Raw genomic sequence first — 18706 nt, 5'->3', positions numbered from 1 at the left:
GGTCGTCGCGCCCGAGCTCACCGGGGCGCGACGACCGTGACGGGGCGGCCATCCGGTCCGGGGTCCGTGTCGTCAGGCCGGATCCCGGACCGGGGCGACGCTCGACGACCCGGGCAGGGCGGGGAGCAGTTCAAGGGCGGGGAGCAGTCCGTCGATCGAGCGCACCGACCGTCGGGCGTCCCGGTACCCCCAGGCGGACAGCACGACGAAGACCACGAGGAACCCCCACCACAGCGGCGTGATCGTGAACGCGGCCCAGACCGAGAACCCGACGCCGAGCACTGCCATCACCGGGACGATCACCAGCGTGGAGCGGTACCGGCTCCGCAGCAGCTCGAGTTCGGGGCGCCACACGGTCGTGTCGACCCGCTCGTCCTCGGGCAGGACGCCCGTCCGGACCGCGCGCTGCACCGCGACCGAGGCCTGCGCGCCACCGAGACGCCGACGGCGGTTGCGGATGACGAACCCGAAGCACACCGTCGCGACGCCCGCGTAGACGAACGCGCCGACCGCCCGCTGGAGCGGCGCGAAGTCGCCGCCCTCGACGAGCACCCCGAGGGCGAACCACGCCGCGAAGAGCAGCGCGAAGATCAGCGGCAGCAGTGCTGGCAGCGGCAGTGCACGCATGCGGTCCATCGTTGTTCCCCAGACGTTCGAATGACCCGTTCCTGGTCCACCGTGGCGGACCCGGCCGGGAGAGCGCTGAGCGCGCCGCCTAGGCTGGACCGGTGACGATCGACCGGCCGGAGACAGCAGTCGCAGCACGGGCCGCGCTCGCCGGCGTCGTCGAATCGGACCGCCCCGCCGCGGGCAGGTCGGTCGACAGGCGGTCCCCGACCGGCCCACGACGAGCTGCCGTCCTGATGCTCTTCGGCGTGCTCGACGACGTCCCGAGCACCCGCACGCCGGGCGACCACCCCACCGGTGCCCCGGCGGTCGGCCGCGACCTCGACGTCCTGCTCCTGGCCCGTGCGGCGACCCTCCGCTCGCACCCCGGCGAGGTCGCCTTCCCGGGCGGCCGCATCGACCCCGGGGACCGCGACGCCACCGCCGCTGCCCTGCGCGAGGCCCGTGAGGAGACCGGCATCGACACCGCCGGCGTCGAGGTGCTCGGGACGCTGCCCGCGGTGCCGCTGGAGCACTCGAACCACCTGGTCCGTCCGGTGCTGGGCTGGTGGCGGGAGCCGTCACCGATCCGGGTGGTCGACGAACGCGAGTCGGCCGCGGTGTTCCGGGTGCCCGTGGCGGACCTGCTCGACCCGGCCCGACGCGGCGTCACCGTCCTGCGGGACGGCGGGCGGGAGTGGCGCGGCCCCGCGTTCACCGTGGAGTCGGCGCACGGACCGCACCTGGTGTGGGGGTTCACCGCCGGACTGCTCGACGCGCTGTTCGACCGGCTCGGCTGGACCGAGCCGTGGGACGCCGACCGCGTCGTCCCACTGCCGCCGACCGTCTGACCGGCGCCGAGCCGAGCCGAGCCGAGCCGAGAGCACTCAGCCCACCGCCGCGACCGGCGCAGAGAGCTGTCCGCCGACCACCTGACCGGCGCCGAGAGCGCCCCGCGGACCGCCCGACCGGCGCCGAGCGCGCCCCACCGACCACCCCGACCCGAGCCCAGAGCGCCCCGCGCGCCGCCCGACCGGAGCTGGGAGACTCCCGCGTTCCTCCGGCCGGACCCGGCGGGACCGGAGAAGAGTGCAGGGACCGGCACGACCACCACAACGAAGGAAGCACCGCGATGACCGACGTCCTGCCCACGACGGGAACGGCAGCCACCGACGAGACCTGGTGGCGCCAGGCGAGCGTCTACCAGATCTACCCGCGCTCGTTCGCCGACGCGAACGGCGACGGCATCGGCGACCTGCCCGGCATCACCGAGCGCGTGCCCTACCTGGCCTCGCTCGGCATCGAGGCCGTCTGGCTCAGCCCGTTCTACCCGTCCGCCCTCGCCGACGGCGGCTACGACGTCGACGACTACCGTGACGTCGACCCGCGGCTCGGCACCCTCGACGACTTCGACCGCCTGGTCGAGGCCCTGCACGGCGCCGGCATCCGGGTCATCGTCGACGTGGTCCCGAACCACACGAGCGACCGCCACGTGTGGTTCCGCGAGGCCCTGGCGTCGGAGAAGGGCTCGGCGGCCCGCGACCGCTACGTCTTCCGCGACGGCACCGGCCCGGACGGCCAGGAGCCGCCGGCCGACTGGGTGTCGATCTTCGGCGGCCCGGCCTGGTCCCCCGTCGGCGACGGCCAGTGGTACCTGCACAACTTCGCGAAGGAGCAGCCCGACCTGAACTGGGCGAACCGCGAGGTCCGCGACGACTTCCTGCACACGCTGCGCTTCTGGTCCGACCGCGGGGTCGACGGCTTCCGGATCGACGTCGCCCACGGGCTGGCGAAGGACCTGCCCGAGGGCGAGCTGCCGACGTGGGACGAGGTCCTCGCGGCGCCGAAGGACGGCTCGCACATCCTCTGGGACCGCGACGACGTGCACGAGATCTACGCCGAGTGGCGGAAGGTGTTCGACGAGTACACGCCGGCCCGCACCGCGGTCGCCGAGGCCTGGGTCGCGGCCGACCGCCGCGCGCGCTACGCGAGCGCCGACGGGCTCGGCCAGGCGTTCAACTTCGACCTGCTCGAGGCCGACTTCGACGCCGGCACGTTCAAGGAGATCATCGAGTTCAACCTCGGGCTCGCCGAGCAGTCGGGGTCGTCGACCACGTGGGTGTTCTCGAACCACGACGTCGTCCGCCACCCGACCCGCTACGCGCTGCCGCCGCGGAACGGCTCACCCGACAAGCAGGGCAGTGCCTGGCTGCTCGCCGGCGGCTCCCGCGACGACCTCGACCGTGCCCTCGGACTCCGCCGCGCGCAGGCGGCGACGCTCCTCGAGCTCGCCCTGCCCGGCTCCGCGTACCTGTACCAGGGCGAGGAGCTCGGCCTGCACGAGGTCGGCGACATCCCGGACGCCGACCGCCAGGACCCTGCGTTCTTCCGGAACCCCGGTGTCGACGTCGGCCGCGACGGCTGCCGTGTCCCGATCCCGTGGACCCGCTCCGGCCCGTCGTACGGCTTCGGTCCGGGCGGCTCGCACCTGCCGCAGCCGGCCTGGTTCGCCGAGTCGAGCGTCGAGGCCGAGGACGCCGACCCGGACTCGACGCTCAACCTGTACCGGAAGGCCCTCGCCCTGCGCGGGCAGCTGCAGTCCGAGGAGCGGCTCGAGTGGCTCGAGACCGGTCGCGACGACGTGCTCGCCTTCCGCCGTCCGAACGGCTGGACGAGCGTGACGGTGTTCGGCGACGAGCCCTTCGCCCTGCCGTCGGGCGAGCTGCTGCTCGCCTCGGCTCCGGTGGCCGACGGCACGCTGGCCGGCGTCGGGACCGCCTGGTTGCGTTCCTGACCGGGCACGCGTCACGCACGCGACCGGGTGACGGACGGGAGGCCCGTGGCGGCGCCGCCACGGGCCTCCCGTCCGTCCGTCGTCACCGTCCCGATCCGTCAGCCGGTCCCGGTAGGGTCGCGGCATGAGCGGGGCGAGCATCGACGTGCGGGACTTCGTGATGCGGTTCGGCGACCGCACCGTCGTCGACCGCCTGTCGTTCGACATCGCCCCCGGCGAGACGTTCGGGCTGCTCGGCAGCAACGGCTCCGGCAAGACCACCACGATCCGGGCCCTGCTCGGCATCACCGTCCCGACCGAGGGCACCCTGACGATCGACGGCGAACCGTACCGACCCGCGACCGGCGGGATCGGCTACCTGCCCGAGGAGCGCGGGCTGTACCGCAAGGAGTCCGTCATCGACGTGATGTCGTACTTCGGTCGACTGCGGGGGCTGCGCGGCACGGACGCCACGGCCTGGAGCATGGACTACCTGGCCCGCGTCGGCCTGGCGGACCGCGCGAAGGCGCGCGTCGACAAGCTCTCCGGCGGCCAGCAGCAGAAGGTGCAGCTCGGCATCACGATCATGGACCGGCCGCGTCTGCTCATCCTCGACGAGCCGACGAAGGGCCTCGACCCCGTCAACCGACGGCTGCTCCTCGACCTGGTCGCCGAGCGCAAGGCCGACGGCGCCACCGTGATCCTCGTCACGCACCACATGGACGAGGTCGAACGGCTCTGCGACCGCATCCTGCTGCTCAAGGACGGCACCGCCGCCGCGTACGGCACGATCCCGGACGTGCAGGACGCCTTCGGCGGCGCCGTCGCGCGCGTCGGGGTCGACGGCACGGTCCCGCCGTCCGACCTGTACCGGCTCGCGCGGCACGAGGGGCACGTCGCCTACCTGGTGCCGACCCGGGCGGCGGCCGCCGACGGCGCGGACATCCTGGCGTCGCTCGTCGCCGCCGGCGTGCACGTCACCGCGTTCGCGATGCGCCGGATCCCCCTCGACGAGATCTTCGTGCAGGTGTACGGCCACGACGCGCTGACCGCCGAGGCCGCCGGTGCGGGGGCCCGCGCGTGAGCCGTCTCGGCACCGTCGTCCGGTTCGAGTTCGTGCGGGCGGTCAAGAAGCCCGCGTTCTGGATCGGCACGCTCGCGCTGCCGGTCGTCATCGTCGTCGTCTCCCTGCTCGTCGGCATCGGCCAGGCCGCGGGGACGTCCTCGGTGGTGAGCGGGACGTCCGCCACGAAGACCCCGTTCCACTACGTCGACCACTCCGGACTGGTGTCGGAACGGATCGCCGCGCGGTGGGGCGGCTCCCCCTCGGACGACGTCGGCGCCGACCGCGACCGGGTGCGCGACGGCACGCTCGACCTGCTCATCGAGTACCCCGCGTCGCCGTCGTCGCAGCCGGTGCGCATCGACGGCGCCGACCGCGGGCTCTTCGTGAACGGCGGCTACTCGACCCTGGCCGAGCGCGTGCTCGAGCAGAGCGTCGCGACCGCCGTCGACGACCCCGAGACGGTCGACCTGCTCCGGAACCCGCCGGACACCGACCTGACGACGTACGCCGACGGCGCCGTGGCTCCCGGCTGGCTGTCGATCGTGCCGCCGCTGCTCTACGTCGCGGCGTTCTTCGGGCTCGTGATCCTGCTCGCCTCGCGCATGGTGACGGTCGTGGTCGAGGAGAAGGAGAACCGCATCTCCGAGATGATCCTCACCACCGTGACCGCCGGCGACCTCATCCGCGGCAAGCTCATCGCGATGCTGCTCGTCGGCTTCGTGCAGGTCGCGGTGTTCGTCGTGCCCGGCCTCGTCGGGACGGCCGCCCTGCTGCCGCTCGTCGCGTCGCGGCTCGGCGGCGTGGTCGTCGACCCGTGGCGGATGCTCGTCGGGGCGCTGCTGCTCGTCGGCGGCGTGCTGCTCGCGTCCGGGCTGTTCGTCGCCGTCGGCGCCGCCGTCCCGTCCATCAAGGACGCCTCGGCGCTGCAGTCGGCGGCGATCTTCGCGCTCATCATCCCGATCTACGCGGCCTTCTTCGTGATGACCACACCGTCGTCACCGGTCGCGACGTTCTTCACGTACTTCCCGACGTTCACCCCCGTCACCGCGATGGTGCGGAACGCCGTCGGTTCGCTGACGGTGGTCGAGTCGATCGTCTGCGTCGCCGAGGTCTTCGTCGTGGCGGGGCTGTTCCTGTGGTTCGCGCAGTACCTGTTCCGGCACTCGGTCGCCCAGTACGGCTCGAAGGTGACCGTTCGGCAGGTCCTGTCCTGGCGGCGGGTCAGACGCCCGCGGTGATCGCCTCGATCTCCCACGAGTGCACCTCACGCTGCCGCCAGCCCTGCCGCAGGGTGTGGACCGCCCGGTCGAACTCGACGAGGACGTCCACGTAGGGGCGGACGAGCATCTGGATCTGCATCCCCTCGTAGACGGCGAGCAGCTGCGTCGCCGCCTGGTGCGCCGGGATCGCCGACTCCTCCGTCCCGCGGTCGAAGTCACCCTGCAGGCCGCAGGCGAGCTCCTCGACGTACTCCTCGAAGCGCTTCCGGAACAGGTCCGCAAACCGGGACTCCGAGCTCGCGATGGTGACGACCCCGGCGAGCAGGCGCACGAGGCCCGGGTCGGCGACGTCCTCGGCCAGGGTCATCCGCACGTGGTCGATGGTGCACGCGGGCGGTGCCTGCCGTCGGGTCCCCCGCAGCTGCGTCCACCGGTCGTAGGTGACGAGCAGCAGGGCGTCCCACGCGGGGAACAGCCGCTCGACGGTCTCGAGCGGGACGCACGACACCTCGGCGACCACGGCGGCGTCGACCTCGTTGAACGAGTGCAGACGGTAGGCGCGGATCGCGCCGCGGACGGTGCGCTCCGCGAGGGACTGGTCGTCCTCTGCGCGCGCGTCGTGCAGGGTCACCATCTGCTCATTCCACCGCATCGGCGGGCCGTTGTCGTGACCCCGACCGGGGGGCGTGCCCCGGCGCTGCCCCCGGACGCGCTCAGCCGACGGTGACGGGGGCGGCCGAGGGCCTGGTGCGCTGGCGCATCCAGACGAAGAAGCCGGTCAGGGTGAACACCCCGTAGAAGACGTACATCAGGCCGGAGGCGTAGTACCCCGCCGAGAACAACAGGGGCACGCCCACCAGGTCGACGGCGACCCAGATGAGCCAGAACTCGACCCAGCCCTTCGCCATGCCGTAGGTGGCGAGCAGCGACCCGACGAAGATCCAGGCGTCGCTCCACACCGGCTCGTACGACCCGAGCGCCCGGAACACGGGGGTGAGCAGGGCGGTGCCGCCGACCATGCCGACGACGAGCAGCGCCCGCGTGCGCCACGACGCCCAGTGCGGGTCGATCGAGGTCGTCGCCTGCTCCGGTCGGTGCGTCCAGCGGTACCAGCCGTAGACGCTCACGATGATGAACATGACCTGGCGGCCGGCCTGACCGAGCAGGTTGACCGGGTTCGGGGTGTCGAACAGGGCACCCATGAAGACGGTGAAGAGCAGTGCGTTGCCCACCAGTCCGACCGGCCACGCCCACACCTTGCGGCGCATGCCGCCGAGGGCGCTGAGCAGGCCGAAGACGTTGCCGATCACCTCGCGCCAGAGCACCGTCTGGTCACCGATGACGATCTGCGCGTCGAACAGCCAACGCACGATGCCCATGGGCCCTCCTCGGATTCGACCGGTCCAACGGTACGGGGGTGCCCGGCATTCCGGCCGCCGTGCGGCGCCGCGTGACGGTGTGCGGACTACGCTCGTGCACCGTGACGGACGGGGTACGGCGGACGCGGGAGCTGCTCGACGCAGCCGCCGCACGGCTGCAGGTCGCGCGGGTGCCGGACGAGGCGCTCGGCGAGTACGTGCGCCCGAAGGCGGTGCTCGGCATCCGTCGCGAGCCCGTGATGCGTCCGCTCGGCCGGGTCTGGCGCGTCGGGGCCCTGCTGCTCGGCTCGTCGTCGGAGACCGCGGGCCGCGTCTGGGCGACCGGCCGGATCACCCGCGTGACCGACCCCGGCAGGTCGCAGTTCGTGTCGGTGTCCGCCGAGGTCCGCCGCGCGTACCGGGCGGCGGCGGCGAAGGGCCACTTCCGCGACGGGGACACCGTCAACCACGACGCCGTGCCGCTCCCCCTGGACGACTCGCTGCGCGGCTCCGAAGGGGTGCTCTTCGTCGACGGCGACGCGCCGCTCGTCCGCTGGTCCCCCACGGCCGGCGCCGCGGTGCCGCTCGAGGACTACCTGGCCGACCGGGTCGGGCTGCTCGTCGATCCGCCCCGGGGCGCGACGGACTGACGGGCCGTGCGCCGCCCGCACGGTGGTGCTGGCAGGATCACACCATGCGCGGAACGACTGTCCTCCTCGTCATCGACCTGCAGGTCGGGGTCCTGCCCGGCTGCACCGACGCCGACGGGGTCGTCGCCCGGACCGCTGCCCTCGTCGACCGGGCCAGGGCCGAGGGCGTGCCGGTCGTCTGGGTGCAGGACCACGACGACTTCGTCGAGGGCAGCCCGGAGTGGGAGCTGCAGCCGCCGCTCCGTCGCGCCGCGGACGAACCCCTGGTGCGCAAGACCTACCGCGACGCCTTCGCCGCCACCGACCTCGCCGCGGTCCTCGACGGTCTCGGCACCCGGCACCTCGTGGTCGCCGGCGCGCAGAGCGACCACTGCATCCGCACCACGACGCAGGCCGCGGCGGCACGAGGGTTCGACGTCACGCTGGTGTCGGACGCGCACACGACCACCGACTCCGAACACGACGGGGTGGCGATCACCGGAGCACAGGTCATCGCCCACACGAACATGTACTTCAGCGGGCTGCGCTACCCCGGCCGGCGCTTCGCGGCCGTGCCCCACGACCGTGTGGACCTCGTTCCGGAGGATCGCTGAAGCCCTCCGGCAGCGTCACACTCCGTTGAACAGCGACCACCGCCCGGTCGATCCGGCAGGATCGGGCACACCGGGTGACGTCACGCCCGGAACGACCACCGGGGGAACACATGACCGACCACCGTCCCGACCGACCGGCTCGGCAGCACTCCACCGACTTCCTGCCGGGAGTGAGCGGGAACCCGGTCGCGCCCTTCCAGCGCGACCACCAGCCGGGGAGGGGACCGATCCGGCACGACTGGGTCCTCCTCGTCCCCGTCGCAGCGATCGTCGTCGGCGGGATCGTGGCGTTCTCCGTGTGGGGGTGAGGTCTCCACGCGGCTCGAGGGCGAACCAAGGGTCCGGAAACGCGCAAGATCGCTGCGCGCTTCTCGGGGCACCGTGGCCGACGACGTCCGGCGCACGTACGGTGATCCCGTCTCGGGGAGCCCAGCCGGACGCCGGCGACGGCGGGCCGGCACCACACGCCAGAGATGAGCTCGAGGCGGGGTACCCGAAGATCGGGAAGTCCATGCGCAGGTTCTCACGTTCGGTCGCTCTGCTCGCGGCCGCCGTCGCGGTGGTCGTCACCGCGGTCGCCGGCTCGTCGTCCGCGAACGCCGCGGCGGTGACCCTCCCCCCGGTGAACGGCCAGTTCGACTACCAGATCGGCGGGGCGTACACGCCGTCGTCGACGGTGTCGATCGTCGACCGGGACCGCTCCGCGGCACCCGTGGCGGGCAGGTACAACATCTGTTACGTCAATGCGTTCCAGACGCAGCCGGACGAGCTGTCGTTCTGGCACACGGAGCACCCCGACCTCATCCTGAAGAACAGCAACGGCTCCGAGGTCATCGACCCGGACTGGCCCGACGAGCGCATCCTCGACATCTCGACCGCGGCGAAGCGCAGCAGCATCGCGTCGATCGTCGGAGGCTGGATCGACGCGTGCGGCACGAGCGGCTTCCAGGCTGTGGAGCCGGACAACCTCGACTCCTGGACGCGAGATGGTGTCGGGAACAAGCTGACGAAGGCGAACGCCATCGCCTACGGCACCCTCCTCGCGACCCGGGCCCACGCCGCAGGACTCGCGATCGCCCAGAAGAACACCACCGATCTCGGTTCCGCGGGCAAGGACACGGCGAAGTTCGACTTCGCCATCGCCGAAGAGTGCCAGGTGAACACCGAGTGCGCCGACTACACGAGCGTGTACGGCAACAACGTCATCGAGATCGAGTACACGGACAACGGCAAGACCGCCTACGGGACGGCATGTGCTGCCCAGGGCAGGAACATCTCCGTCATCCTCCGCGACCGCGACGTCGTCCCGAAGGGCAACAGCCGGTACCACTACGAGTCCTGCTGACCCGACGGCCGGGAGCGATCGAGCACACCCACCGGACGGGAGGCGCGGGTCGGGCCCGGCCCGCGCCTCCCGTCCGGCAGCCGGTCCCCACACGGCCGCGCGACGGTCGCGGGCGACCTGTGGCGACCGGACCGGCGGCAGCGATGCACCCCGTCCGACCGCGGTGGGGTCAGGCGAGCACGGCGGTCGCCTCGACCTCGACGAGCACGTCCGGCTCGAACAGGTAGTCGACGCCGATGAGCGACGCCGGCGGCATCGGCGTCGGCAGACCGAGCTCCTCGGCGACAGCGTCCACGCCGTGCATGAAGGCACCGATCTGCTCGGGGGCCCAGCCGGTGACGAAGAAGGTGAGCCGGACGACGTCGGAGAACCCCGCCCCGGCGCTCGCGAGACCGACGTGCGTGTTCCGGAGGGCCTGCGCCACCTGTCCGGCGAGGTCGCCGGGCGCGACCGGTGCGCCGTCGGCGGTCCGGGCGATCTGGCCGGACACGTGGACGTGGCGCGTGCCGGTGGCGACGGCCACGTGGTGGTAGGGCACGGGCTGCATGAGGCCCGCGGGTGAGCTGAGTTCGACGTGCACGGTGGTGCTCCTTCTGTTCGGTATCCAATGGGTACCTGGTGTCCGGCGGTCACTTCAACGAGACTGGGTTTCGTGACGGACACCGCCCACGACACTGCTTCCCGCTTCGCGATCAGCGCTCCCCACCGCGAACTCCTCGACCAGGTGCTCGACAAGTGGTCGCTCGAGGTGCTGAACGAACTGTGCGAGCGCCCCGCACGCTTCAGCGAACTCCGACGCCGCATCCCCGCCGTCACGCAGAAGTCGCTCACCGCGACGCTCCGCCGCCTCGAGCGGAACGGCATCGTCGAACGGGTCGTGCTGGCGACCCGGCCGGTCGCGATCGAGTACCGCATCACGCCGCTCGGCAAGACCCTGCGGCCACCGGTCGAGTTGATCCTGGCGTGGGCGTCCCGACACATGCCGGCGATCGAGGACGCACGACGCACGTTCGACGACGGGCTCGACGCGTGACCGGGTTCGTCCGGTACCAGAGCGCGGTGCCGAACCGGCACGGGCGGCACCCCGGGGTGTTCGCCCTGGCCAACGGCCTGCGCCACGACGGGATGCTGGAGGACGCCGACCGCGACTGGCTCGCGCGCGCGAACGCGCGGGCCGAGGAGCACTACGCGGACCCGACCACCGTCGCACCCGACTGCTACGACCCGGTGCTGCACCCCGGAGCGCGGTCCTGGTTCCGGGACGGTGCCGCGTCCTGCCTGCAGCTGTGCGAGCCGTACCTCGCGCTCCTCGACCGGTACGGCGTCGCATGGGTCGAGCTCCGGACGCGGACACCGGGACACGTCGTCCACGAGGACCCCGTCCAGGTGGTCGCCACGCCCTTCACCCACCCGGCCGACTGGCCGTTCCGGACCCGGCCGTGACCGCGCACGTCGTCGGTGGGCTGGGCTGGGTGATCCGGGCGGACGACCTGCGCCCGGAGATCACGGACCTCCGTGCCTTCCGTCTCGGTCTGACCGGCGACCCGCTGGCGGAGCCGCTCGAGCTCCTGTGGAGCGGTGGTGCGGCGGCGGCGCTCGACCTGCTCGACGGGCACGCGCCGTCGCGCCGGGTGCGCGCGCTGCGGGCCGACTGCCTCCGCGACCTCGGCGAGACGGATGCCGCGGTCGCCGAGTACGACGCCCTGGTGTCCGAGTGCGTCGGCACCGGGCACGAGGCCGTCATGCGCCAGCACCGCGGGAAGGCCCTGCTCGCCGCCGGCCGGGCGGACCGCGCCGTCGATGACTTCCGCAGGGCGGTCGAGCTGCGGCTGGACGGCGATCCGGATCTGCTCGCGTCGGCACGCCTGGCGCTCGCGGTCGCGCTCAGCCGCGAGCGGACCCCCGACTGACGCGACGCGCTCCGCGGTGCGCCGCGACCACCAGGGCGACGACCGGGCCGACCGGGCGGCCCGTACGGTGGTCGGATGCGCTCGCTCGTCCGACTCGATGACTGGTCCGCCTCCGACGTCGACGAGGTGTTCGCGCTCGCGGACGCCTACCGCGCAGGTCGCGGGCCGGTGACGGACGGGTGCGCGGTGCTGTTCTTCCCCGCCACGAGCCTGCGGACCCGGGTGTCGTTCGAGCGCGGGGCGACCCTGCTCGGGCTGCAGCCGATCCTGTTCCCGGAACAGACGCTCGACAAGCCGGAGGACCTGTCGGACGTCGCCGCGTACCTGTCGTCCTGGGCCGACCTCGTCGTGGTGCGGCACCGCGACGTCCGCGTCGCCGAGGCGCTGGCGGCGGCCGGGGTCCTGCCGGTCGTGAACGCGATGACCGACGTCGACCACCCCTGCGAGGTGCTGTCCGACCTCTTCGCGCTGCGTGCCGAGGGCGTCGATCCGCGGTCCCTGCGGTTCCTGTTCGTCGGCGCCGACGGCAACATCGGCCGGGCCTGGCGCGAGGCGGCGCAGGTCCTCGGCCTCGACCTGGTGCAGAGCTGCCCCGCGGCGCTCGCGATGGCGGGCGTCCGTCTCGACGAGGACCTCGACAACGCGATCCGCTCCGCCGACGTGGTGCTGACGGACGGTCCGGGGGCGCACGGCGACCAGCTGGCGCCCTACCGTGTCACCGCCGAGCTGTTGGACCACGCGCCGGAAGGCGTGCGGTTCGCTCCGTGCCCGCCGTTCATCCGCGGGCGTGAGGCGACCGCCGACGCGCTCGAGCACCGCGCCTTCGTCGGGCACGGCTTCAAGGCGGCGCTGCTGCCCGTGCAGCAGGCCGTGATGGCGTACTGCCTCGACCTCGCGGTGTGACCGTGCGCCGATCGTGCCGAGACCGCGTGACGCGTGCTCGGAGTGATCACGGGCGTGCCCAGATCTCCCGGTGAAATCGGGGTACAAGTCGGTCCGCACAAGGGCGGACAGAAATCACCCCTGTTCTGGGTGCATGCAAGCGCATGATTCGCGGTGCCCGCGCTCGTGGGCGGGCGTACGGTCGTCTTCAAGCGCGATCCGGGCCCGTTCCGTGTCATCGAACCGGGGCCCGCGGATCCGCACCGGCACCGGTCAGCCGGCGGTCCCCCTGGACCGGAGACACCGTCACCGCAGCACGCCGACCCGAACCACAGTGCTGCCCGGAAGCGCAGTGCGCTGCGCAGGAACGGAACCCTCGTGCACAAGATCGTCACCGGCGCCATCGCCGGTACAACCGGCATCGCCCTGCTCCTCGGCGGCGCCGGCACCTTCGCCCTCTGGAACGCGGAGGCGTCCACCCAGGCCGGCACCGTGGCCTCCGGCACGCTGTCCTTGCACGCGGTCGACGACGGTCGGTGGACCGACGTCACGAACGGGCGCTCCGCGGTCATCCGACCGGCGGACGTGCGCATGGTGCCGGGCAACACCTACCGGTTCCGGCAGACGCTCCAGGTCGAGGCGACCGGCGACGACATGTCCGCGGCCCTGACCTACCAGCCGCAGAGCATCACCGGCGACCCTGCCCTGGTCGACGCGACCGAGCGGACGCTGTCGGTCACCTCTGACAGCGGTGCCGTGACGCAGTCCGACCCGGGCTCGAACACCTTCGACGTCGCGCCGTCGGACGCCACGACGACCGTCGAGGTCCTCTTCACCATCGCCCTGCCGGAGTCCGCCGAGACCGGCCAGGACGGCACCGTCGACGTCAGCGGTCTGACCTTCACGCTGCAGCAGCGCACGATCGGCTCCTGACGTCCGCGGCGGCCGGCACGTCCGGCGCCGGCCGCACCCACCCCATCGTCGACCGTCACACCACACGGAGGCCACGAGCATGACCGGCAGGGCCCGTCCGACCGGGCGGCACCGCGCGCCCCGGCGTCACCGCTGGGTCTGGACGACGGCGGCCGCCCTGACCGCCGGGGTGCTCGTCGCCCTGCTCGGGTCCGGCGGGACGTACGCGCTGTGGAACGCCTCGGCGACCACGCAGGGCGCGACCATCCGGTCGGGCACGGCCGCGCTGTCGGTCAGTGCGCTCTCGACCACGCGGACACCCGCCCTCGGCCCGGGCACCAGCACGACCGGCACGTTCACCGTCCGGAACTCCGGCACGGTCCCGCTGTCCATCCGGGTCGTGACGTCGTCGACCGAGGTCACCTGGGGCAACGCCACCGACGCGCAGGTCCTCGGCTCCCAGACGCTGCACCTGTCGAGCGTCGGTTCCGCGTCGTCGTGCCGACCGGGACTCGGCGGTGCCCGCGGACCGCTCGCCTCGTTCGACACCGGCAGCGGGTACTACACACTCCCCGTCGGCGCCACCGGGACCGCCTGCATCGAGGTCGCCCTGTCGACGGACGCCCCGCAGTCGGTGTCCGGTGCCGTCACCGACTTCACCCTGACCGTCAGCGGCACGCAGGTGGCACCGTGAGCGGCCGGCTGCGCCTGCTGCTCGCCGTCCTGATCTGCTCGGTCCTCCTCGCGAGCGGGTCCGGCACGGCCTGGGCGCTCTGGTCGACCAGCCGCGACACGGGGTCGAGCACGACGATGGGCAAGCCGGCGACCTCGCTCGCCACGAGCGGCGCGACGTCCTCGACGTTCTCCTCCCTGGCCCCCTCGGTGACCAAGGCCGTCACGCTGCGGAACCCCGGGAACATCGCGGGCACGACGACGACCACCGTGTCGTCCCCGAGCGGCACGCCCGAACCGCTCGCGTCCTGGATCGACGTGGTCGCGTGGCGCGTGCCGTCGGTCGGCGCCTGCACCGACGACGCCCCGGTCGGTTCCGGCTCGGTCTCGGGCACGTGGGCCGCGTTGCCGAGCCTGACGACACCGCTCGCGGTCGGCGGGAGCGCGGTCTGGTGCACGCGGAGCACCCCGAAGGCCGGGACGCCGGCCGAGTCGAGCGCGAACATCGTCGTCAGCGCGGTGAGCACGACGGGGACGTGGCGGTCCGACGCGTCCCGGAGCGGGTTCTACCTGAACACCGCACCCGCGATCACCTGCACGGAGCGCGACGGCACCGCCGTCGACATCACGTGGCCCACGTCGACGCGACCGGACACGACCCCGTACGGCGCGTTCGTCGGGGGCACGGCGGTCGGGTCGCCGACGGGCACAGGCCCGGGGCAGCTCACCGTCCGCGCCGACGAACTGCCCGCCGACGGCACGCAGACCGTGGTCGTGCAGGTCCTCGACGACGCCGGGCGTCCGACCACGACCGTCGCCGGCGAGGGCCCGGTCACACGCTCCGCGGACCCCGACGGGACGACCATCCGGTGCGGCGCGTGACCGCCCGCGGTGCCGACGTCCGCCGCAGCGCGTGGTGGCCCGTCGCACGCGCCGTCGCCGGCGGTCTCGGTGTCGGCCTGCTCCTGCTGCTCGCCGGACTCGCCGCGGTGCTCGTCGTCGTGCCGAAGGCGACCGGGTCCGTGCCGCTGACCGTCCTCACCGAGTCCATGGAACCGACCCTGCCACCCGGGACGCTCCTGGTGGTCCGGCCGACCCCGCCGGACGACATCGCCGTGGGCGACGTCGTCACCTACCAGGCGGTCTCCGGCGAACAGGTGCTCGTCAGCCACCGGGTGGTCGCCGTCGCGCGGTCCTCCGACGGCGCGTCCACGTTCACGACGAAGGGCGACGCCAACGCCGAGGCGGACGCTCCGGTGTCCTCCGCCCAGGTGCGCGGCGTCGTCTGGTACAGCGTCCCGGTGGTCGGGTACGTGAACCAGGCCGTGAACGGCGCGCGCGGCTGGCTCGTGCCGACCGTCGCCGTGGCGCTCATCGCCTGGGGCGCGGTCCTGGTGACGAGGGGCGTCACGGCCGCGGTCCGGCGCTCGTCCGGGCAGCGCGGGCACGGACGACGGCGCATCAGTACAGACAGCACCGGCAGCACCGGCAGCACCGACCGGCGGCGTCACGTCGGGACCGCCCGCCGTGCCGGCCCCACGCGCCGCCTGCACGGTGCCGCACTCCCCCGGCACCAGCGCGGTCGGGGCACCCGACGGGCCGCGCCGAGCGGACGTCGCTGACGACTGGCCGCCCCGAGCGACACAGTGAGCCGACGTCACGTACGGTGCAGGCATGCGTCCCGCCGTCGTGACCGTCCTGTGCCTGGTGCAGTTCGTGGACGTCCTCGGCGTCACCAGCGTGGTGACGGCCGTGCCCGCGATCCTCGAGGGGGTCGGCGCGGACGCCGGGGCAGCCGGTCCGGTCGCCACGACGTACGCGATGTTCTTCGGCGCGGTGCTCGTCCTCGGTGCCCGCCTCGGCGACCGGTACGGACACCGTCGGGTGCTGCTCGTCGGCATCGCGGCCTTCGGCGCCGTGTCCGTGGTGGGCGGGACGGCGGACACCCTGCCGCAGGTGTTGGTCGCCCGGGCGGTGCAGGGAGCCGCCGCCGCGGTCTCGGCCCCGTCGGCCCTGCGGCTGCTCCTGCACGCGACCCCGGCACCGTCGGCACGGTCGCGCGCCCTCGCCGCGTGGAGCGCGGTCGGGGCGGCGGCGGGCGCCACCGGGTTCCTGGTCGGCGGGGTCCTCACCTCGGCGCTCGGCTGGCCCGCGGTGTTCTGGGTCAACGCGCCCGTCGCCGCGGCACTCGCCGCCGGGGTGCTCCTGGTGGTGCACGACGAACCCGGCGATCGCGACCGCGCTCCGCTCGACGTGCTCGGCGCGGTGCTGCTGGTCGCCGCGGTCATGCCCGTGGTCGCCGGTACGGCGCTGCTCGAACGGTCGACCAGCCGTGCGGCCGGTGCCGGGCTGCTCCTGGTCGGTGTGCTGGTCGCGGCGGCGCTGGTGTGGCGACTCCGCACCGCGCGGTCGCCGTTGGTGCCCCGAGCAGCATTCGCCGCCCGTCCGCTCCGTCGCGGTACCGCCCAGTCGTTCGTGAACACCGCGACCACCAGTTCGTCGTCCGTCGTCGCGACCCTGGTGCTGCAGGACCGGCTCGGCATCCCGGCGCTGCTCTCCGGACTGACGCTCATGGCCTTCAGCCTGGCGGTGGTGCTCGGGTCGACGGTCACGGGGCGCCTGGCGGACCGCCTCGGTCCGGACCGGCTCGGAGCCGTCGGGCTGCTGGTCGTCGGCACCGGCAACGTCGTCCTCGTGGTCGCCGGCGGGTCCTGGCTCGGCATCGGGTGCGGGGTCGCCGTCCTGGGCCTCGGGCTCGCCGCGGCCTCGGTCAGCGCGACCGGGCTCGGCACCTCGGTCGGTGGCACCCTGGCGGGCAGCGCCGCAGGCATCGTCAACACCGGCGCCCAGCTCGGGACGGCCGTGGGGACGTCGGCGGTCGTCCTCGTCACGACCGCCGCGAGCCCGGCCGCCGGCTGGGGCACCGCGGCCGTCCTCGCCCTGGCCGCGGCGGTGTGGTGCGCCGTCCGGCGACCAGTCGGTCGCGGGGCCTGACGGCGGACGCCGCGCGGTCCCGGTCCCGGTCATGGTCCCGTTTCCGGTCGCCGACCGGTACCGGCAGGACGACCGCGGCAGGTGACCTGGTCGCACCGCGACGACGGACGGGAGGCGCGGGGCGGCGCCGCCCCGGGCCTCCCGTCCGTCGATCGGTCGGGTGCAGGCGCGACCGTCAGCGGTCGTCGGTAGCGTCCTGACATGCCCGAAGCGCGCCGCCGCCTGGTCCTGCCCGGCCAGTACGGTCCCCTGTTCGACGACGGCGGCCCCGCGCTCGTCGTCGAGGCCCGGGAGTTCTTCGCGGCCCGGCCCGTCCACCGTGCGAAGGCACACCTGTGGTTGAGCGCGCTGCGGCACCGTGTCCGGGAGCTCGGCGACCGAGCCGAGCACGTGCAGGTCGACACCCTGCGCCAGGCACTGGCCGGGCGGAGCGGCCTGCAGGCGGTCGACCCGCCCTCGCGCACGATGCGCGCCGAGGTGCGGCACTGGGGGCACGACACCGAGATCCTGCCGAGCCGCGGCTTCGTCACCGACGAGGCCGAGTTCGCCGAGTGGGCGGCGCAGGGCACAGGGCGCTTCCGGATGGAGGCCCACTACGAGCGGGTCCGCCGCCGCGAGGGCTGGCTCATGGACGGCGACCGGCCGGTCGGCGGGCGCTTCAGCCTGGACGACGAGAACCGCGAGCCGCCGCCGCGGGGCGCGACGACCCTCGGGCTGCCCGACCCGTGGTGGCCGGACGAGGACGACGTCGACGAGCAGGTCCGGCACGACCTGGACCGGTGGGAGCGGGACGGCCTCGTCCGGTTCGTCGGCCGCGACGACCGACGCCGGTTCGCGGTCACCGCGGACGAGGCCCGGCTCGCGCCCGAGGACTTCGTCGCGGTGCGGCTCGGCGACTTCGGTCCGTTCGAGGACGCCACCCTGACGAACGGCTGGACGATGGCGCACTCGCTGCTCAGCGTGCCGATGAACCTCGGCGTGCTCGACCCGGTCGAGGTGGTCGGTGCGGCGCTCGAGGCACACCGCACCGGGGCAGCGCCGCTCGCGAGCGTCGAGGGGTTCGTGCGGCAGGTCGCCGGTTGGCGCGACTACGTCTGGCACCTCTACTGGTGGTTCGGCGACGAGTACGGCGCCTCGGAGAACGCCCTCGGCGCACACGAGCCGCTGCCCGACTGGTGGCAGGAGCTCGACGCCTCCGCGATCGACGCAGCCTGCCTCGGCACCGCCGTGCAGGGCCTGCACGACCACGGCTGGCTGCACCACATCCAGCGCCTCATGGTGCTCGGCAACTGGGCGCTGCAGCGTGGCTACGACCCGGTGCACCTGACGGAGTGGTTCACCGACGTCTTCGTCGACGGCACCGACTGGGTGATGCCGGCGAACATCATCGGCATGTCCCAGCACGCCGACGGCGGCATGGTGGCGACGAAGCCGTACGCGTCGGGCGGCCGCTACATCGACCGCATGTCCGACCACTGCGGCGGGTGCCGCTTCGACCCGACCGTGCGGGTCGGCGCGGACGCCTGTCCGTTCACCGCCGGGTACTGGGCGTTCCTGGCGCGCGCCGAGGACGCCCTGCGGGACAACCCCCGGATGGTCCGGCCGCTGCAGCAGATGCGCCGGCTGCCGGACCTCGACGCGGTGGTCGCCCAGGAGGCCCGGCGTACCCGGCCCTGACGGCTCGCGCCCGCGACGGGGCCGGGTCCCCCTGCCCGGGGCGCGTCC

The 18706-nt window shown here is 73.4% G+C and carries 21 protein-coding genes and 2 pseudogenes; 18 read left to right on the top strand and 5 right to left on the bottom strand.

Annotation, left to right across the window (positions count from 1 at the left end):
- Positions 1-72: 72 nt before the first annotated feature.
- A complete protein-coding gene (locus BIU94_RS12820) occupies positions 73-627 on the bottom strand; it encodes a hypothetical protein (protein WP_139195968.1) in 555 nt (184 codons plus the stop codon).
- A gap of 101 nt (positions 628-728) precedes the next feature.
- On the opposite strand from BIU94_RS12820, the gene BIU94_RS12815 reads away from it, so the two are divergent.
- The 4 genes and pseudogenes from BIU94_RS12815 to BIU94_RS12800 form a co-directional block, all read left to right on the top strand.
- On the top strand, positions 729-1457 hold the full coding sequence (locus BIU94_RS12815) for a CoA pyrophosphatase (protein WP_071260870.1): 729 nt from the start codon (positions 729-731) through the stop codon (positions 1455-1457).
- A 281-nt stretch (positions 1458-1738) separates the two neighbouring features.
- On the top strand, positions 1739-3400 hold the full coding sequence (locus BIU94_RS12810) for a glycoside hydrolase family 13 protein (RefSeq protein ID WP_071260858.1): 1662 nt from the start codon (positions 1739-1741) through the stop codon (positions 3398-3400).
- Positions 3401-3524: 124 nt separating this feature from the next.
- The gene (locus BIU94_RS12805) at positions 3525-4463 is read left to right on the top strand and encodes an ABC transporter ATP-binding protein (protein WP_071260846.1); all 939 of its coding nucleotides are present in this window, start codon (positions 3525-3527) and stop codon (positions 4461-4463) included.
- Positions 4460-5572: pseudogene (locus BIU94_RS12800) on the top strand (ABC transporter permease); the annotation flags it as partial. The gene BIU94_RS12805 and the pseudogene BIU94_RS12800, both read left to right, overlap by 4 nt.
- On the opposite strand, the pseudogene BIU94_RS18280 reads toward BIU94_RS12800, so the two are convergent.
- The 3 genes and pseudogenes from BIU94_RS18280 to pnuC all read right to left on the bottom strand — a co-directional run.
- Positions 5527-5700: pseudogene (locus BIU94_RS18280) on the bottom strand (hypothetical protein); the annotation flags it as partial. The pseudogenes BIU94_RS12800 and BIU94_RS18280 sit on opposite strands and share 46 nt — an antisense overlap.
- The gene (locus tag BIU94_RS12795) at positions 5667-6317 is read right to left on the bottom strand and encodes a hypothetical protein (RefSeq protein ID WP_139196396.1); all 651 of its coding nucleotides are present in this window, start codon (positions 6315-6317) and stop codon (positions 5667-5669) included. The gene BIU94_RS12795 and the pseudogene BIU94_RS18280, both read right to left, overlap by 34 nt.
- A 61-nt stretch (positions 6318-6378) precedes the next feature.
- Positions 6379-7044, bottom strand: coding sequence for a nicotinamide riboside transporter PnuC (gene pnuC, locus BIU94_RS12790; RefSeq protein WP_071260840.1), 666 nt, complete (start codon positions 7042-7044; stop codon positions 6379-6381).
- A gap of 101 nt (positions 7045-7145) precedes the next feature.
- On the opposite strand from pnuC, the gene BIU94_RS12785 reads away from it, so the two are divergent.
- The 4 genes from BIU94_RS12785 (at position 7146) to BIU94_RS12770 (ending at position 9611) form a co-directional block, all read left to right on the top strand.
- Positions 7146-7673: a hypothetical protein gene (locus tag BIU94_RS12785; RefSeq protein ID WP_139196395.1), complete on the top strand. Its 528-nt coding sequence runs from the start codon at positions 7146-7148 to the stop codon at positions 7671-7673.
- Positions 7674-7717: 44 nt separating this feature from the next.
- Positions 7718-8266 carry a cysteine hydrolase family protein gene (locus BIU94_RS12780; protein ID WP_071260838.1) on the top strand — a complete coding sequence of 183 codons (549 nt, stop codon included), beginning with the start codon at positions 7718-7720 and terminating at the stop codon, positions 8264-8266.
- 110 nt (positions 8267-8376) lie between these two features.
- Positions 8377-8574 carry a hypothetical protein gene (locus BIU94_RS12775; protein WP_071260833.1) on the top strand — a complete coding sequence of 66 codons (198 nt, stop codon included), beginning with the start codon at positions 8377-8379 and terminating at the stop codon, positions 8572-8574.
- Between the two features lie 203 nt (positions 8575-8777).
- The gene (locus BIU94_RS12770) at positions 8778-9611 is read left to right on the top strand and encodes an endo alpha-1,4 polygalactosaminidase (protein ID WP_071260831.1); all 834 of its coding nucleotides are present in this window, start codon (positions 8778-8780) and stop codon (positions 9609-9611) included.
- Positions 9612-9780: 169 nt separating this feature from the next.
- Here the strand turns inward: BIU94_RS12770 and BIU94_RS12765 are convergent, their stop codons facing one another.
- Positions 9781-10191, bottom strand: coding sequence for a RidA family protein (locus tag BIU94_RS12765; protein ID WP_071260829.1), 411 nt, complete (start codon positions 10189-10191; stop codon positions 9781-9783).
- Positions 10192-10263: 72 nt separating this feature from the next.
- Between BIU94_RS12765 and BIU94_RS12760 the strand changes: the two genes are divergently transcribed.
- From BIU94_RS12760 to BIU94_RS12715, 10 genes are all read left to right on the top strand, one after another.
- Positions 10264-10644 (top strand): helix-turn-helix domain-containing protein, encoded by a 381-nt coding sequence (locus BIU94_RS12760; protein ID WP_071260827.1) that lies wholly within the window; start codon positions 10264-10266, stop codon positions 10642-10644.
- Complete coding sequence (locus BIU94_RS12755) at positions 10641-11054, top strand: hypothetical protein (protein ID WP_071260825.1); 414 nt, start codon at positions 10641-10643, stop codon at positions 11052-11054. Before BIU94_RS12760 ends, BIU94_RS12755 begins: the two co-directional genes overlap by 4 nt.
- Positions 11051-11521, top strand: a complete 471-nt coding sequence (locus tag BIU94_RS17490; RefSeq protein WP_071260823.1) for a hypothetical protein — start codon at positions 11051-11053, stop codon at positions 11519-11521. The genes BIU94_RS12755 and BIU94_RS17490 overlap by 4 nt, the downstream gene beginning before the upstream one ends.
- 75 nt (positions 11522-11596) lie before the next feature.
- Complete coding sequence (locus tag BIU94_RS12745; protein ID WP_071260821.1) at positions 11597-12424, top strand: ornithine carbamoyltransferase; 828 nt, start codon at positions 11597-11599, stop codon at positions 12422-12424.
- A 357-nt stretch (positions 12425-12781) separates the two neighbouring features.
- Positions 12782-13336, top strand: a complete 555-nt coding sequence (locus tag BIU94_RS12740; RefSeq protein ID WP_071260819.1) for an alternate-type signal peptide domain-containing protein — start codon at positions 12782-12784, stop codon at positions 13334-13336.
- A 79-nt stretch (positions 13337-13415) separates the two neighbouring features.
- Positions 13416-14009 carry a TasA family protein gene (locus tag BIU94_RS12735; RefSeq protein ID WP_071260816.1) on the top strand — a complete coding sequence of 198 codons (594 nt, stop codon included), beginning with the start codon at positions 13416-13418 and terminating at the stop codon, positions 14007-14009.
- Positions 14006-14869, top strand: coding sequence for a hypothetical protein (locus BIU94_RS12730; protein WP_071260813.1), 864 nt, complete (start codon positions 14006-14008; stop codon positions 14867-14869). Before BIU94_RS12735 ends, BIU94_RS12730 begins: the two co-directional genes overlap by 4 nt.
- Positions 14866-15609, top strand: a complete 744-nt coding sequence (locus tag BIU94_RS12725; protein WP_139196394.1) for a signal peptidase I — start codon at positions 14866-14868, stop codon at positions 15607-15609. Before BIU94_RS12730 ends, BIU94_RS12725 begins: the two co-directional genes overlap by 4 nt.
- Before the next feature lie 52 nt (positions 15610-15661).
- Complete coding sequence (locus tag BIU94_RS12720) at positions 15662-16981, top strand: MFS transporter (RefSeq protein WP_071260809.1); 1320 nt, start codon at positions 15662-15664, stop codon at positions 16979-16981.
- A gap of 201 nt (positions 16982-17182) precedes the next feature.
- Entirely contained in the window at positions 17183-18658 is a 1476-nt protein-coding gene (locus tag BIU94_RS12715) for a cryptochrome/photolyase family protein (protein WP_071260808.1), read from the top strand.
- Positions 18659-18706: the final 48 nt, after the last annotated feature.

Origin of the sequence: Curtobacterium sp. MMLR14_006, assembly GCF_001864985.1 — a bacterium.
Taxonomy (GTDB): domain Bacteria; phylum Actinomycetota; class Actinomycetes; order Actinomycetales; family Microbacteriaceae; genus Curtobacterium.
This window is presented reverse-complemented; position numbering and strand designations above follow the sequence as displayed.

Bases quoted from the DNA above. Each gene is read 5' to 3' on its own strand.
- BIU94_RS12820 (WP_139195968.1), bottom strand. From the start codon at position 627: ATGCGTGCACTGCCGCTGCCAGCACTGCTGCCGCTGATCTTCGCGCTG.
- BIU94_RS12810 (WP_071260858.1), top strand. From the start codon at position 1,739: ATGACCGACGTCCTGCCCACGACGGGAACGGCAGCCACCGACGAGACC.
- BIU94_RS12805 (WP_071260846.1), top strand. From the start codon at position 3,525: ATGAGCGGGGCGAGCATCGACGTGCGGGACTTCGTGATGCGGTTCGGC.
- BIU94_RS12795 (WP_139196396.1), bottom strand. From the start codon at position 6,317: ATGCGGTGGAATGAGCAGATGGTGACCCTGCACGACGCGCGCGCAGAG.
- pnuC (WP_071260840.1), bottom strand. From the start codon at position 7,044: ATGGGCATCGTGCGTTGGCTGTTCGACGCGCAGATCGTCATCGGTGAC.
- BIU94_RS12780 (WP_071260838.1), top strand. From the start codon at position 7,718: ATGCGCGGAACGACTGTCCTCCTCGTCATCGACCTGCAGGTCGGGGTC.
- BIU94_RS12775 (WP_071260833.1), top strand. From the start codon at position 8,377: ATGACCGACCACCGTCCCGACCGACCGGCTCGGCAGCACTCCACCGAC.
- BIU94_RS12770 (WP_071260831.1), top strand. From the start codon at position 8,778: ATGCGCAGGTTCTCACGTTCGGTCGCTCTGCTCGCGGCCGCCGTCGCG.
- BIU94_RS12745 (WP_071260821.1), top strand. From the start codon at position 11,597: ATGCGCTCGCTCGTCCGACTCGATGACTGGTCCGCCTCCGACGTCGAC.
- BIU94_RS12735 (WP_071260816.1), top strand. From the start codon at position 13,416: ATGACCGGCAGGGCCCGTCCGACCGGGCGGCACCGCGCGCCCCGGCGT.
- BIU94_RS12720 (WP_071260809.1), top strand. From the start codon at position 15,662: ATGCGTCCCGCCGTCGTGACCGTCCTGTGCCTGGTGCAGTTCGTGGAC.
- BIU94_RS12715 (WP_071260808.1), top strand. From the start codon at position 17,183: ATGCCCGAAGCGCGCCGCCGCCTGGTCCTGCCCGGCCAGTACGGTCCC.